The following is a 14,503-nucleotide window of genomic DNA, read 5'->3' as shown; positions in this document are numbered from 1 at the left end:
CTCGCTTTCAGCGCCTGCAAAGGATGTGAGCGCCTCGGCGATTGTGGTAATATCCGGCGGTTATCGGGGACACTGATTGTAGTCGCCCACGCTGCGTAGATTCATGGCATAACTCGTTGATTTGTCGTAAGTCGCTGCCCTGCATATGCTGGCAGCGGCGAGCTTCGTATACCCCGAATGGGTTTGCGAGGTTTCACCAGAAAAAGGAATCAGGCTTCTCATGGGCGAACTGGCCAAAGAAATCCTCCCGGTCAATATCGAAGACGAGCTGAAGCAGTCCTACCTCGACTACGCAATGAGCGTAATCGTCGGTCGCGCACTGCCCGATGCACGCGATGGCTTGAAGCCCGTGCACAGGCGCGTGCTGTTCGCAATGAGCGAGCTGGGTAACGACTGGAACAAGCCGTACAAGAAATCCGCCCGTGTGGTTGGTGACGTGATCGGTAAGTATCACCCGCACGGCGACACCGCCGTGTACGACACCATCGTTCGTATGGCTCAGCCATTCTCTCTGCGTTACCTGCTGGTAGACGGTCAGGGCAACTTCGGTTCGGTCGACGGCGACAACGCCGCCGCCATGCGATACACCGAAGTGCGCATGACCAAGCTGGCGCACGAGCTGCTGGCCGACCTGCACAAGGAAACCGTGGACTGGGTGCCGAACTACGACGGCACCGAGATGATCCCGGCGGTCATGCCGACCCGTATTCCCAACCTGCTGGTCAACGGTTCCAGCGGTATCGCCGTGGGCATGGCGACCAACATCCCGCCGCACAACCTCGGTGAAGTCATCGACGGTTGCCTGGCGCTGATCGACAACCCCGAGTTGACGATCGACGAGTTGATGCAATACATCCCCGGTCCGGATTTTCCGACTGCGGCGATCATCAACGGTCGCGCCGGCATCATCGAAGCCTATCGCACGGGCCGTGGACGCATTTACATGCGTGCCCGCTCCATCGTCGAAGACATCGACAAGGTGGGCGGTCGCCAGCAGATCGTTATCACCGAGCTGCCTTACCAGTTGAACAAGGCGCGTCTGATCGAGAAGATCGCCGAGCTGGTCAAGGAAAAGAAACTCGAAGGCATCACCGAACTGCGCGACGAGTCCGACAAGGATGGTATGCGCGTGGTCATCGAGCTGCGTCGTGGCGAAGTGCCTGAGGTTATCCTCAACAACCTCTATGCCCAGACCCAGCTGCAAAGCGTTTTCGGTATCAACATCGTCGCCCTGATCGACGGTCGTCCGCGCATCCTGAACCTCAAGGATCTGCTGGAAGCCTTCGTTCGTCATCGCCGCGAAGTGGTGACCCGTCGTACCGTGTTCGAACTGCGCAAGGCGCGCGAGCGTGGCCACATCCTTGAAGGTCAGGCCGTTGCGCTGTCCAACATTGACCCGGTCATCGCCCTCATCAAGGCCTCTCCGACACCTGCCGAAGCCAAGGAAGCGTTGATCAAGACGCCTTGGGAATCGAGCGCAGTGGTCGAGATGGTCGAGCGTGCCGGTGCCGATTCGTGCCGCCCCGAGAACCTCGATCCGCAATACGGTCTGCGTGAAGGCAAGTATTTCCTGTCGCCGGAACAGGCTCAGGCCATTCTGGAACTGCGTCTGCACCGCCTGACCGGTCTCGAGCACGAGAAGCTGCTGGGCGAGTACCAGGAAATTCTCAACCAGATCGGCGAGCTGATCCGCATCCTGAACAGCGCAACGCGCCTGATGGAAGTGATCCGCGAAGAGCTGGAACTGATCCGCTCCGAATACGGCGATGCCCGTCGCACCGAAATTCTCGATGCACGTCTTGACCTGACGCTGGGTGACCTGATCACCGAAGAAGAGCGTGTTGTCACCATTTCCCACGGTGGCTATGCCAAGACTCAGCCATTGGCGGTCTATCAGGCTCAACGTCGTGGCGGCAAGGGCAAGTCGGCCACCGGCATCAAGGATGAGGATTACATTGCTCACCTGCTGGTTGCCAACAGCCACACCACGCTGCTGATGTTCTCCAGCAAGGGCAAGGTCTACTGGCTCAAGACCTACGAGATTCCGGAAGCGTCCCGCGCTGCCCGTGGTCGTCCGCTGGTCAACCTGTTGCCTTTGAGCGACGGCGAATACATCACCACCATGCTGCCGGTCGACCTCGAAGCCATGCGCAAGCGTGCCGATGAAGAAGGCGAGGCGCTGGAAGGCGAGCTGGACGACGCGGAAAACAGCAGCGAGACCGAAGAAGAGCGCAAGGCCCGTATCAAGGCGGCCGACAAGAAGAAGGCTCCGTTCATCTTCATGTCCACCGCCAACGGTACCGTCAAGAAGACTCCGCTGGTTGCATTCAGCCGTCAGCGCAGCTCGGGCCTCATCGCCCTTGAACTGGACGAGGGCGATATCCTGATCTCCGCAGCCATTACCGATGGCGAACAGGAAATCATGCTGTTCTCCGACGGCGGCAAGGTGACCCGCTTCAAGGAATCCGACGTGCGCGCCATGGGCCGTACAGCCCGCGGCGTTCGTGGTATGCGTCTGCCAGAAGGGCAAAAGCTGATTTCGATGCTGATCCCGGAAGAAGGCAGCCAGATTCTAACCGCTTCCGAGCGCGGCTACGGCAAGCGTACGGCGATCTCCGAGTTCCCCGAGTACAAGCGTGGCGGTCAGGGCGTCATCGCCATGGTCAGCAACGAGCGTAACGGCCGTCTGGTCGGCGCGGTTCAGGTGCTCGATGGCGAAGAAATCATGCTGATTTCCGATCAGGGCACGCTGGTTCGTACCCGTGTCGGTGAAGTTTCCAGTCTGGGTCGTAACACCCAGGGCGTTACCTTGATCAAGCTGGCCAGCGACGAGAAACTGGTCGGTCTGGAGCGTGTTCAGGAGCCGTCGGAAGTCGAAGGCGAAGAGCTTGAGGGTGAGCTTGTCGACGGCGTGATCGTCGATGCTGCTGAAGTGGACGATGCCGGTGAAGGCCTGCAGGCGGATGCTGCGTCAGACGAAGACGAACCACAGAACTAAGCGGTAACGTAAATCAGGTAAGGGCTGGCTCGTCTGTGCATGCATCTGCATTCCAGGCAAGTCCAGCCCTTGCGGTATTCGGCCAGCCCGGCGGCCGGATCAAGATTCCCGCAAGGAGCTGCCAGTCGCTGCGGCGTCTGTCTGCTCGTGGCAAGCAACCAGAAACAAGCGCGTACAGACCCAACGTATTTGACGAGAGTGGATATGAGCAAGCGAGCCTTTAACTTCTGCGCAGGTCCTGCTGCGCTTCCTGAAGCTGTTCTGCTGCGTGCCCAGGCGGAGCTCCTCGACTGGCATGGCAAAGGCCTTTCCGTCATGGAAATGAGCCACCGCAGTGATGAGTTCGTCTCCATTGCCACCAAGGCCGAGCAGGATCTGCGTGATCTGCTGTCCATTCCTTCGAATTACAAAGTGTTGTTCCTGCAAGGCGGTGCCAGCCAGCAGTTCGCCCAGATCGCGCTGAACCTGCTGCCTGAAAATGGCAAGGCCGATTACATCGACACCGGCATCTGGTCGCAGAAGGCTATCGACGAGGCTTCGCGCTATGGCGCAATCAACGTCGCGGCCAGCGCCAAGGCCTACGGTTACTTCGCCATTCCCGGCCAGAGCGAGTGGAAGCTGTCCAAGGACGCGTCTTACGTCCACTACGCGCCAAACGAAACCATTGGCGGCCTGGAATTCAACTGGATTCCGGAAACCGGCGACGTGCCCCTGGTGGCCGACATGTCTTCGGACATCCTCTCGCGTCCGCTCGATATCTCGCGTTTCGGCATGATCTACGCCGGCGCCCAGAAGAACATCGGCCCCAGCGGCATCGTGGTGGTGATCATTCGCGAAGACTTACTGGGTCGTGCGCGCTCGCTGTGCCCGACCATGCTCGACTACAAAGTCGCGGCCGACAATGGTTCGATGTACAACACGCCGCCGACCCTGGCTTGGTACCTGTCCGGGCTGGTCTTCGAATGGCTGAAAGAGCAGGGCGGTGTCGAAGCGATCGGCAAGCGCAACGAAATCAAGCAGCGCACGCTGTATGACTTCATCGACGCCAGCGAGCTGTATAGCAACCCGATCAACAAGTCTGATCGTTCGTGGATGAACGTCCCGTTCCGTCTGGCTGACGATCGTCTCGACAAGCCGTTCCTGGCCGGTGCCGATGCAAACGGCCTGCTTAACCTCAAGGGCCATCGCTCGGTGGGTGGCATGCGTGCATCCATCTACAACGCGATCGATATCAACGCCGTCAACGCGTTGGTGGCCTATATGAAAGACTTCGAGAAGGAGCACGGCTGATGTCCGAGCAAGAACTCAAGGCGCTTCGCGTCCGTATCGACAGCCTCGATGAGAAGGTTCTGGAACTGATCAGCGAGCGTGCCCGCTGTGCCCAAGAGGTGGCCAGGGTCAAGATGTCCTCGCTGGCTGAAGGCGAGGTGCCGGTGTTCTATCGGCCGGAGCGCGAAGCTGCGGTGCTCAGGCGAGTCATGGAGCGTAATCGCGGGCCGTTGAGCAACGAAGAAATGGCGCGTCTGTTCCGCGAAATCATGTCTTCCTGCCTCGCGCTGGAACAGCCGCTCAAGGTCGCCTATCTTGGCCCTGAGGGGACGTTTACCCAGGCCGCCGCGATGAAGCATTTCGGGCACGCCGTCATCAGTCTGCCGATGGCTGCAATTGACGAAGTGTTCCGCGAAGTGGTCGCCGGTGCCGTGAATTTCGGCGTGGTTCCGGTGGAAAATTCCACCGAAGGCGCGGTCAATCACACCCTCGACAGCTTTCTTGAACACGACATGGTGATCTGCGGCGAAGTCGAACTGCGCATTCACCACCATTTGCTGGTGGGCGAAAGCACCAAGACGGAAAGCATCACGCGCATTTATTCCCATGCCCAGTCGCTGGCTCAGTGCCGTAAATGGCTGGATGCCCATTACCCGAATGTCGAGCGCGTCGCCGTTGCCAGCAACGCCGAAGCTGCCAAACGGGTAAAGGGCGAGTGGAACTCGGCGGCCATCGCCGGCGATATGGCGGCAGGTCTGTATGGCCTGACCCGACTGGCGGAAAAGATCGAAGATCGTCCGGACAATTCCACGCGTTTTCTCATTATCGGCAATCAGGAAGTCCCGCCGACCGGCGATGACAAAACCTCGATCATTGTGTCGATGAGCAACAAGCCGGGCGCGCTGCACGAGCTGCTGGTGCCGTTTCACGAGAATGGCCTGGACCTGACGCGTATCGAGACCCGTCCTTCGCGCAGTGGCAAGTGGACCTACGTGTTCTTCATTGACTTCGTCGGCCATCACAAGGATCCGCTGGTCAAGGCCGTGCTGGAGCGAATCAGCAGCGAAGCCGTCGCCTTGAAGGTGCTGGGTTCCTACCCGAAAGCGGTGCTCTGAGGGTGTGGTCCATGATTCGTTTGTTTTTTACCTTGCCGGGTTGTCAGGTGTGTTCGCGTGGTTGATGTGATTGCAGAACAGTCAGTACGGCCGGTGATCGGTCGTCTGGTGGTCGTCGGGCTCGGGCTGATCGGTGGTTCCTTTGCCAAGGGTGTGCGCGAAAGCGGCCTGTGTGGCGAAGTGGTCGGCGTCGACCTCGATCCGCAGTCGCGACAGCTGGCGGTAGAGCTGGGGGTCGTGGACCGTTGTGAGGCTGACCTTGCCACCGCTTGCCGTGGTGCGGACGTGATCCAGCTGGCGGTGCCGATACTGGCCATGGAAAAGCTGCTTGCGCTGCTGGCGCCGATCGATCTGGGTCATGCAATCCTGACCGATGTCGGCAGCGCCAAAGGCAATGTGGTGAGGGCTGCACGTCAGGCGTTCGGGCACATGCCGTCGCGCTTCGTGCCCGGCCATCCGATTGCAGGCTCCGAGCAGAGCGGTGTCGAGGCGTCCAATGCGGCGCTGTTTCGTCGCCATAAGGTCATTCTCACGCCACTGACTGAAACCGATCCCCAGGCGGTGGCGATTGTCGACCAGTTGTGGTCAGCCCTTGGGGCTGACGTTGAGCACATGCAGGTCGAGCGCCACGACGAGGTGCTGGCTGCCACCAGCCATCTGCCGCATCTGCTGGCATTCGGTCTGGTCGACTCGCTGGCCAAGCGCAATGAGAACCTGGACATATTCAGGTATGCCGCGGGCGGGTTTCGTGATTTCACGCGCATCGCAGGCAGCGATCCGACCATGTGGCATGACATTTTCATGGCCAATCGTGATGCCGTACTGCGCACCCTGGACAGCTTTCGCACCGATCTCGACGCCTTGCGCGAGGCTGTGGATGCCGGTGATGGCGCGCAGTTGATGGATGTATTTACCCGTGCACGCGCAGCGAGGGAGCACTTCGGCAGAATTCTCGCCAGCCGTGCGCGTGTCGATACCGCACCTGAGGAGCCTCGTGCACTCCACGGTGGGTCTGCTGAGGGTGTCAGTCATCGCATCAAGGGGCCGGTTGACGTGACGTCGGCGGTGCTGTTCATGGTCGCGACGTCGATCAGTGAAGGCTGCGATCTGCTGCTGGAGGACGTTCCCGTCAGTTCCTCTTGCGAGGGGGCGATCGATATCTTGCGCCTGATGGGCGGCGATATCGTGCTGCAGAACGTCCGCAAGCTGGCGAATGAAGCGGTCGCTGACCTGCATGTTCGCTCGGCCCGGCTCAAAGGCGCTGACATCCCCGAAGCACTGGTGCCTCTGGCGCTGAATGCATTTCCGGTGCTTCTTGTTGCCGCAGCCTGCGCAGAAGGGCGTACCATTCTGCGCGGCGCGCAGGCCCTGCAAGCCGATGAGTCGGAGTGCGTCAGGCTGATGGCTGACGGTTTGCTGGCGCTCGGTATCGAGGCCGAGCCCGTGCTGGATGGCATCATTATCGAAGGCGGTGTGCCGGGTGGCGGCGAGGTGGATGCTCGCGGTGATCAGCGTATCGTCATGGCGTTTCGCGTTGCATCGTTGAGGGCTTCGGCACCCATCCGTATCCAGGCGTGCGCGGATGCCGCCGCATTGTTTCCCCATTTTCTGGCGCTGTGCGCTCAAGTTGGCATGCGTGTAGCGCAAGAGGACAAAAAGTGAAAATCAAAGCTCCTGTTATTACCATCGACGGCCCCAGCGGTTCCGGAAAGGGCACTGTCGCCGGATTGCTGGCCAGGAAACTTGGCTGGTGCCTGCTCGACTCCGGCGCGTTGTATCGCCTGCTGGCTTTCGCGGCGCGCAATCACGGTGTCGACCTGACCAATGAAGAAGCGCTCAAGGTTCTGGCCGCTCATCTTGATGTTCAGTTCGAAGCGACTGCGGCAGGGCAGGGGCAGCGCATCATTTTGGAAGGCGAGGACGTCACCCACGCCATTCGCAACGAGCAGGTCGGCAGTGGCGCATCACAGGTGGCCTCGCTGCCGGCGGTGCGCGATGCGTTGCTGTTGCGTCAGCGAGCGTTTCAGGAAGAGCCGGGTCTGGTCGCGGACGGTCGCGACATGGGTACCGTGGTCTTTCCGGATGCACCGCTGAAGATATTCCTCACCGCCAGTGCCGAGGAGCGTGCGCGTCGACGTTACTTGCAGTTGAAGGCCAAGGGCGATGATGTTAGTCTGTCGAGTCTGCTAGATGAGATATGTGCACGCGACGAGCGTGACACCCAGCGAGCGGTAGCACCGTTGAAGCCGGCGCACGACGCCATACAGCTGGATTCCACTGAATTGTCCATCGAACAGGTGCTGGAACGCATTCTGAGCGAAATCGCGCTTCGCGGTATTGCCGGGTGACGAAGAAGCATGTGGGAGACCAGTCATAGTCCCGCAGGCTTTCTTTTACTTGAACGAAACCCACGTTGTCTGGAGCGTGGCAGATGGGCGTATCCTTCGCCCTTGATCAACAGGAATTAAAATGAGCGAAAGCTTTGCAGAACTTTTTGAAGAAAGCCTAAAGACCCTCAACCTTCAGGCCGGTTCGATCATCACCGCGATCATCGTTGATATCGACTACCAGGCAGGTTGGGTTACGGTTCACGCCGGTCTGAAATCTGAAGGCCTCATCCCGCTGGAGCAGTTCCACAACGACGCTGGCGAGCTGACCATCAAGATCGGTGATGAAGTTCACGTTGCGCTGGACGCGGTCGAAGATGGCTTTGGCGAAACCAAGCTGTCCCGCGAAAAAGCCAAGCGTGCCGAGTGCTGGATCGTTCTGGAAGCGGCTTTCGCAGCTGAAGAAGTGGTCAAGGGCGTTATCAACGGTAAGGTTAAAGGCGGCTTCACTGTCGACGTTAACGGCATCCGTGCGTTCCTGCCTGGTTCTCTGGTTGACGTCCGCCCTGTGCGTGACACGACTCACCTGGAAGGCAAAGAGCTCGAGTTCAAGGTCATCAAGCTGGACCAGAAGCGCAACAACGTTGTCGTTTCCCGTCGCAGTGTCCTGGAAGCCGAGAACAGTGCCGAGCGCGAAGCTCTGCTCGAGTCCCTGCAGGAAGGTCAGCAAGTCAAGGGTATCGTCAAGAACCTCACCGATTACGGCGCATTCGTCGATCTGGGTGGCGTCGATGGCCTGCTGCACATCACCGACATGGCCTGGAAGCGCATCAAGCATCCATCGGAAATCGTCAACGTTGGCGACGAGATCGATGTCAAGGTCCTGAAGTACGATCGCGAGCGCAATCGTGTTTCCCTGGGTCTGAAGCAACTGGGTGAAGATCCATGGGTCGCTATCAAGGCTCGCTACCCGGAAAGCACCCGCGTTACCGCGCGTGTTACCAACCTGACCGACTACGGCTGCTTCGCAGAGCTGGAAGAAGGCGTGGAAGGCCTGGTACACGTTTCCGAAATGGACTGGACCAACAAGAACATCCACCCTTCGAAAGTCGTTCAGGTTGGCGACGAAGTGGAAGTCATGGTTCTGGACATCGACGAAGAGCGTCGTCGTATCTCCCTCGGCATCAAGCAGTGCAAATCTAACCCGTGGGAAGATTTCTCTGGCCAGTTCAACAAGGGCGATAAAATCTCCGGCACCATCAAGTCGATCACCGATTTCGGTATCTTCATTGGTCTGGACGGCGGCATCGACGGTCTGGTTCACCTGTCCGACATCTCCTGGAACGAAGTGGGCGAAGAAGCCGTACGTCGCTTCAAGAAGGGCGACGAGCTCGACACTGTGATCCTGTCGGTTGATCCTGAGCGTGAGCGTATCTCGCTGGGTATCAAGCAACTGGAAAGCGATCCGTTCTCCGAGTACGTCACTGTCAATGACAAAGGCGCCATCGTTCGCGGTATCGTTAAAGAAGTTGACGCCAAAGGCGCCATCATCACTCTGGCCGACGACATCGAAGCGACCCTCAAGGCTTCCGAAATCAGCCGTGACCGCGTTGAAGACGCGCGTAACGTTCTGAAGGAAGGCGAAGAGATCGAAGCCAAGATCATCAGCGTTGACCGCAAGAGCCGCGTAATCAGCTTGTCCATCAAGTCGAAAGACGTTGAAGACGAGAAAGAAGCGATCCAGAGCCTGCGTAGCAAGCCTGAAGTCGCTGAAAGCACTGGTCCTACCACTATTGGTGACCTGCTGCGCGCGCAAATGGAAAAACAGAACTAAGTTCTGCTTGACCAAAAAAAGGACGACTTCGGTCGTCCTTTTTTGTTTCTATCGTTCAGGCCCTACAGGTTCAGGTCTTCCTGGCTTGCTCTCACGCACAGTGTGAGTCGCAAAACGCCTCCATTGGCCTCTCAGGCTGTCTCGTTTCGTCTATTGCTCCAGCTCCCTTCCCCTGCCTCGCCCCTGTCATGTCGCTGTAATCTGTTCATGCCTGGTTAGACGGGATTGAACATAAGTCAATAGATGGGCTGTTCAAATTCATCCGGTCATGCTAAAACCTTCCAAGCGCTGATCTAGCTGCTTGAAAAAGAAGGGAAAAATATGACGAAGTCGGAGTTGATCGAACGAATTGTCACCCATCAAGGGCTGCTCTCATCCAAGGATGTCGAGCTGGCCATCAAGACCATGCTTGAACAAATGTCCCAGTGTCTGGCAACCGGAGACCGAATCGAGATTCGAGGCTTTGGCAGCTTTTCGCTGCATTACCGCGCACCGCGGGTAGGGCGCAACCCGAAGACCGGTCAGTCGGTCAGCCTCGATGGCAAGTTTGTCCCGCATTTCAAGCCGGGCAAGGAGCTGCGGGATCGCGTCAACGAAGATGAAGAAGAGGGCTTTTAAAGCCATTCACCACAGGATCACCAGATGCGTATCTTCAAACGAGTCATTTTGATCGTCGCCGTATTGCTCGTTGTTTTGGCAACAACTGTGTTTGTGCTTGAGAACCGGCAGTCTGTTGCCGTGACGTTTTTCGGTTGGTCGGCGCCTCAGCTTCCGCTGGCATTGCCTGTTGTCCTCGCGTTGCTCGTGGGCATGGTCATTGGCCCGATACTGGCGTGGATAGCCAGCCTTCGCAAAAAGCGCGCACCTTCCCCTCGCTCTGTCTGAGCAGCGCTGATCATGCGTCGTCGGAGAACGATCTGGCGACACGATAGCGCGCGTCTTTTACTCCCTTCTGTTCATGAAGCAGCATGCGCTGCTGCTGAGCTGGCACGCTTTGTTGTGTCTTCAAACAGTTTTGTCGAAAAAAGAGTCTTATAATTCTGTCGGTTTATTCTTCTGTTATATGAAGATTAGTTACTACGCCGTGTAGGAATATTCGCTTTTTTAAATCGTGTACCCATTTTAAAGGGGGTACGGGTTATATTGATTTTCAGCGTCGATTACTGCTGCCCTGACAGCCTTGTGTCAAGGCTTGAAAATGATTCGTTCAAGTGCAGAATGCGCCGAAACTTAATGTTCAGCCCTGATATCGGATATCCCGGATATTCAGAGCAGGCTGGCAAGAAAAGGTGACTGCATGTCTTATCCGCAAATCATTCATCACGGCGCTGTCGATACAGTAACGGGCTCGTGTCATCAGCTGCACATCGACGTATCGAGCAGCCTGCTGATTGACTGTGGGTCGGTGCAGGAGCGCGGCAGGCAGTCCGAACGCGCGTCATTCGGATTCGATCCCGAGGCTATCAGGGCGCTGCTGATCAGCCACGTACACAATGACCATGTCGGGCGTATTCCAGAGTTGCTGGGATCCGGTTACAAGGGGCCGATACTGTGCAGTGAGCCCAGTGCCCATCTGTTGCCACTGGTCATGGAAGATCTCCTGAAAATTGAATTTGCACACGACCCCGGGCAAGTCGCGCGCTACCTGGACGTCATCAACAAGAGAATTATCGCTCTGCCATTCGATGACTGGTTCAGCCTGATCGACAACGAATCCTTGCATTGCCGGGTCCGCTTGCAGCGCGCCGGACACATATTGGGGTCGGCCTATATAGAATGCGATCTTCAATATCCTGCACAAGGGCGTTCTGTGCGGGTGGTGTTTTCCGGTGACCTGGGGGCGAGTCATACGCCTTTTCTGCCTGCGCCGAAGCCGCCCGAGCGCGCGGATGTGCTGGTGCTGGAAAGCACCTACGGCAATCGTGTTCACGAAGATCGCAACATTCGTCAGCTTGGACTTGAGCGCATCGTAGACAAGGCGCTGGAGGATAACGGCACCGTGCTGATACCGGCGTTCAGCATCGGCCGAACCCAGGAATTGCTCTACGAGCTGGAAGACATACTGCGACGCAAGATGCCTTCGAATCATTGCACTGAAAGCAGCGAGCACCGGGGTGAGAGTGCCCCAGACTGGTCGAGGTTGCCGATCATCCTTGATTCGCCTCTGGCGAGTCGCTTTACCAAGGTCTATCAGTCGTTCGAAGACTATTGGGATGAGGACGCCCGGCTAAGGCTCGACGTCGGCAGAAAGCCGTTGGGTTTCGAGCAACTGGTTACCGTCGACACCCATGAAGAGCATTTGCGTACGGTCAATTACCTGGCCAGTACGGCGCGTCCGGCCATTGTGATTGCCGGTAACGGCATGTGTGCAGGAGGCAGAATCGTCAATTACCTGAAAGCCATGCTCGGCGACACGCGACATAACGTGGTATTTGTCGGCTATCAGGGCAAGGGAACACCGGGCGAGGCCATTCAGTTACATGGCCCATCGGGCGGCTATGTAGAGCTGGATCGCGAGCGCTTTGATATAAATGCCGGAGTCCATACCGCAAAAGGCTATTCTGCTCACGCCGATCAGGTCGAATTGGTCGAATTCGTCACGGGGATGAAAGAGTGGCCGACGCAGATTCGGTTGGTGCATGGCGAAGCGGCTGCGAAAAAGGTTCTGGGTAATATTCTGAGTCGTAAGTACTCGCTCGAAAAACGCCCGTTGGAACTGTTTATCCCTTGAAGGCACGATGAGCACGTTAGTTGTCGGCTGGCGTGGTAATCGAATTCTTGCAAGTAAGTGCCAGGACATGATGATTGTGCATTGACCTTGGTACACGTTGAGCATCATCGTGAACGTTATAAAATGGATTGGACATATTTCAGTTGTCAAAAAGCGTTACTTGAGCAATATTTGGCCGATTTGGAAGGGCGTGTTTGCATGAGCGGTGATGTTGCATTGGTTGCAATAACAGGTGCGACAGGTTTCGTGGGCAGTGCCGTGGTTCGTCGGCTGATCGAGCGCACAGGCTTTGCTGTGAGGGTTGCAGTCCGAGGCGCTTATGTCGCTTCCAGTCCGCGCATCGATGTTGTCAGCGCGCAATCATTGGCACCGGACAATCAATGGGCAAGTTTTGTAGCTGGCGCGGACGTGGTGATTCATTGTGCTGCCCGTGTTCATGTACTGAACGAGACCGCTGAAGCGCCGGATCAGGAATACTTCCGCGCTAATGTCACCGCAACGCTGAATCTGGCCGAGCAGGCCGCAGCCGCAGGCGTCAGACGCTTCATCTTTATCAGTTCCATCAAGGCCAATGGCGAGTCTACGCCTGTTGGTGCGCCATTCACGGCCAGCGACCCGTGCAATCCGCTGGATGCCTATGGTGTTTCAAAGCACAGGGCCGAAGAGGGCTTGCGTGAGTTGTCTGCCCGCACCGGTATGCAGGTGGTGATCATTCGACCGGTACTGGTCTACGGTCCGGGGGTCAAGGCTAACTTCAGAAGCATGATGCGCTGGCTGGACAAGGGGCTGCCGTTGCCGCTCGGGTCCATCGATAATCGTAGAAGCCTTGTGGCGGTGGATAACCTGGCAGACCTGGTGACGGTCTGTGTCGATCATCCTGCTGCGGCTGACCAGACGTTTCTGGTCAGTGATGGGGAAGATTTGTCCACGACCAGGCTGCTGCGCGAAATGGGCAAGGCCCTGGGCAAACCTGCTCGACTGTTGCCGGTGCCGGCCGTACTGCTGAAAGCGGCTGCAGCACTGTTAGGCAAGAAAGCTTTTTCACAACGGCTGTGCAACTCGCTGCAGGTCGATATCAGTAAAACCTGTACGATGCTGGATTGGCATCCACCTGTGAGTATTGAACACGCCATGCAGGACACTGCCCGATATTATCTGGAACACGACAAGCATGATTGAGTGGCTGTCGGTAATCGCTATTGCCTTTCTGTCTCTGATTCTAACGGCGTTGCTGCGCAAGTATGCGCTCGCCAAAAGTCTGATCGACATTCCAAACGCCCGAAGTTCGCATTCCATACCCACGCCCAGGGGCGGCGGTGTTGCCATCGTCATCACTTTCATCCTGGCGATCGCTGTGCTGGGGTGGGCGGGTTATCTGCCTCCCTCTGCGCTTGCCGCAATTGTCGGTTCGGGAGGCCTGGTGGCGGTGATCGGTTTCATGGACGATCACGGGCATATCGCCGCACGGTGGCGCCTGCTGGGGCACTTTGCTGCGGCTGCCTGGGCCTTGTTCTGGCTGGGCGGACTTGCCCCGCTCGACATCATGGGCTGGACGGTCGACCTGGGGGGGCTCTGGCAGGTGCTCGCGGCGTTCTATCTGGTGTGGATTCTGAACCTCTACAACTTCATGGACGGAATAGACGGCATCGCCGGTATCGAGGCGGTCACGGTATGCCTGGGCATGAGCATTATCTACGCGTTTGGCGGCCAGGCCGGGCTGTCCTGGGAAGTGCTCATGCTGGGCGCTGCCGCAGCAGGTTTCCTCTATTGGAACTTCCCTCCGGCGAAGATATTCATGGGCGATGCGGGCAGTGGTTTCCTCGGCATAGTGCTCGGTGTGCTATCCATTCAGGGTTCCTGGGCTTCACCTCAGTTATTCTGGTCCTGGTTGATTCTGCTGGGAGTGTTTGTCGTCGATGCGACCGTAACCCTCGTGCGACGCCTGTTACGCAAAGAAAGGCTCTACGAGGCGCATCGCAGCCATGCTTACCAGTTTGCTTCGCGTCACTACGGCAGGCATGTGCCGGTTACGCTTGCGGTGGGGTTGATCAATCTGGTGTGGTTGCTGCCCATTGCACTATGGGTTGCGCTGGGCGATGGGGAAGGGCTTATATGGGCGGTCATTGCTTACTGCCCGCTGATTCTGCTGGCGTTGAGGTTCGGCGCCGGCGAGGCAGAATAAGGTAACGAAGTGTTTTTCTGGTTGTCTCAGACACGTAGCTGTTTCAC

General features: G+C 57.7%; 11 protein-coding genes. All 11 read left to right on the top strand.

Annotated elements, in window-relative coordinates:
- Positions 1-220: 220 nt before the first annotated feature.
- The 11 genes from gyrA to V476_RS03425 all read left to right on the top strand — a co-directional run bounded on the left by gyrA (position 221) and on the right by V476_RS03425 (position 14,456).
- The gene (gyrA, locus tag V476_RS03475; protein WP_024684554.1) at positions 221-2,998 is read left to right on the top strand and encodes a DNA gyrase subunit A; all 2,778 of its coding nucleotides are present in this window, start codon (positions 221-223) and stop codon (positions 2,996-2,998) included.
- Positions 2,999-3,202: 204 nt separating this feature from the next.
- Entirely contained in the window at positions 3,203-4,288 is a 1,086-nt protein-coding gene (gene serC / locus V476_RS03470; protein ID WP_024960059.1) for a 3-phosphoserine/phosphohydroxythreonine transaminase, read from the top strand.
- Positions 4,288-5,382, top strand: a complete 1,095-nt coding sequence (pheA, locus tag V476_RS03465) for a prephenate dehydratase (protein ID WP_003314657.1) — start codon at positions 4,288-4,290, stop codon at positions 5,380-5,382. The genes serC and pheA overlap by 1 nt, the downstream gene beginning before the upstream one ends.
- Positions 5,383-5,439: 57 nt before the next feature.
- A complete protein-coding gene (locus tag V476_RS03460; protein WP_024960060.1) occupies positions 5,440-7,044 on the top strand; it encodes a prephenate dehydrogenase/arogenate dehydrogenase family protein in 1,605 nt (534 codons plus the stop codon).
- A complete protein-coding gene (gene cmk / locus V476_RS03455; protein ID WP_003319089.1) occupies positions 7,041-7,730 on the top strand; it encodes a (d)CMP kinase in 690 nt (229 codons plus the stop codon). The genes V476_RS03460 and cmk overlap by 4 nt, the downstream gene beginning before the upstream one ends.
- A gap of 121 nt (positions 7,731-7,851) precedes the next feature.
- A complete protein-coding gene (gene rpsA, locus V476_RS03450; RefSeq protein WP_002554562.1) occupies positions 7,852-9,543 on the top strand; it encodes a 30S ribosomal protein S1 in 1,692 nt (563 codons plus the stop codon).
- Positions 9,544-9,864: 321 nt separating this feature from the next.
- The gene (ihfB, locus tag V476_RS03445; protein ID WP_002554561.1) at positions 9,865-10,161 is read left to right on the top strand and encodes an integration host factor subunit beta; all 297 of its coding nucleotides are present in this window, start codon (positions 9,865-9,867) and stop codon (positions 10,159-10,161) included.
- A 24-nt stretch (positions 10,162-10,185) separates the two neighbouring features.
- Complete coding sequence (locus tag V476_RS03440) at positions 10,186-10,428, top strand: lipopolysaccharide assembly protein LapA domain-containing protein (protein ID WP_003314660.1); 243 nt, start codon at positions 10,186-10,188, stop codon at positions 10,426-10,428.
- A gap of 412 nt (positions 10,429-10,840) precedes the next feature.
- A complete protein-coding gene (locus V476_RS03435) occupies positions 10,841-12,274 on the top strand; it encodes an MBL fold metallo-hydrolase (protein WP_024960061.1) in 1,434 nt (477 codons plus the stop codon).
- A gap of 198 nt (positions 12,275-12,472) precedes the next feature.
- Positions 12,473-13,453, top strand: coding sequence for a UDP-glucose 4-epimerase family protein (locus V476_RS03430; protein WP_003393782.1), 981 nt, complete (start codon positions 12,473-12,475; stop codon positions 13,451-13,453).
- Positions 13,446-14,456: an MraY family glycosyltransferase gene (locus tag V476_RS03425; protein WP_024960062.1), complete on the top strand. Its 1,011-nt coding sequence runs from the start codon at positions 13,446-13,448 to the stop codon at positions 14,454-14,456. The genes V476_RS03430 and V476_RS03425 overlap by 8 nt, the downstream gene beginning before the upstream one ends.
- Positions 14,457-14,503: the final 47 nt, after the last annotated feature.

Origin of the sequence: Pseudomonas syringae KCTC 12500 (assembly GCF_000507185.2) — a bacterium.
Lineage (GTDB): Bacteria > Pseudomonadota > Gammaproteobacteria > Pseudomonadales > Pseudomonadaceae > Aquipseudomonas > Aquipseudomonas syringae.
The sequence above is the reverse complement of the archived record's forward strand: the minus strand, read 5'-3'. Positions and strand labels throughout refer to the sequence as shown.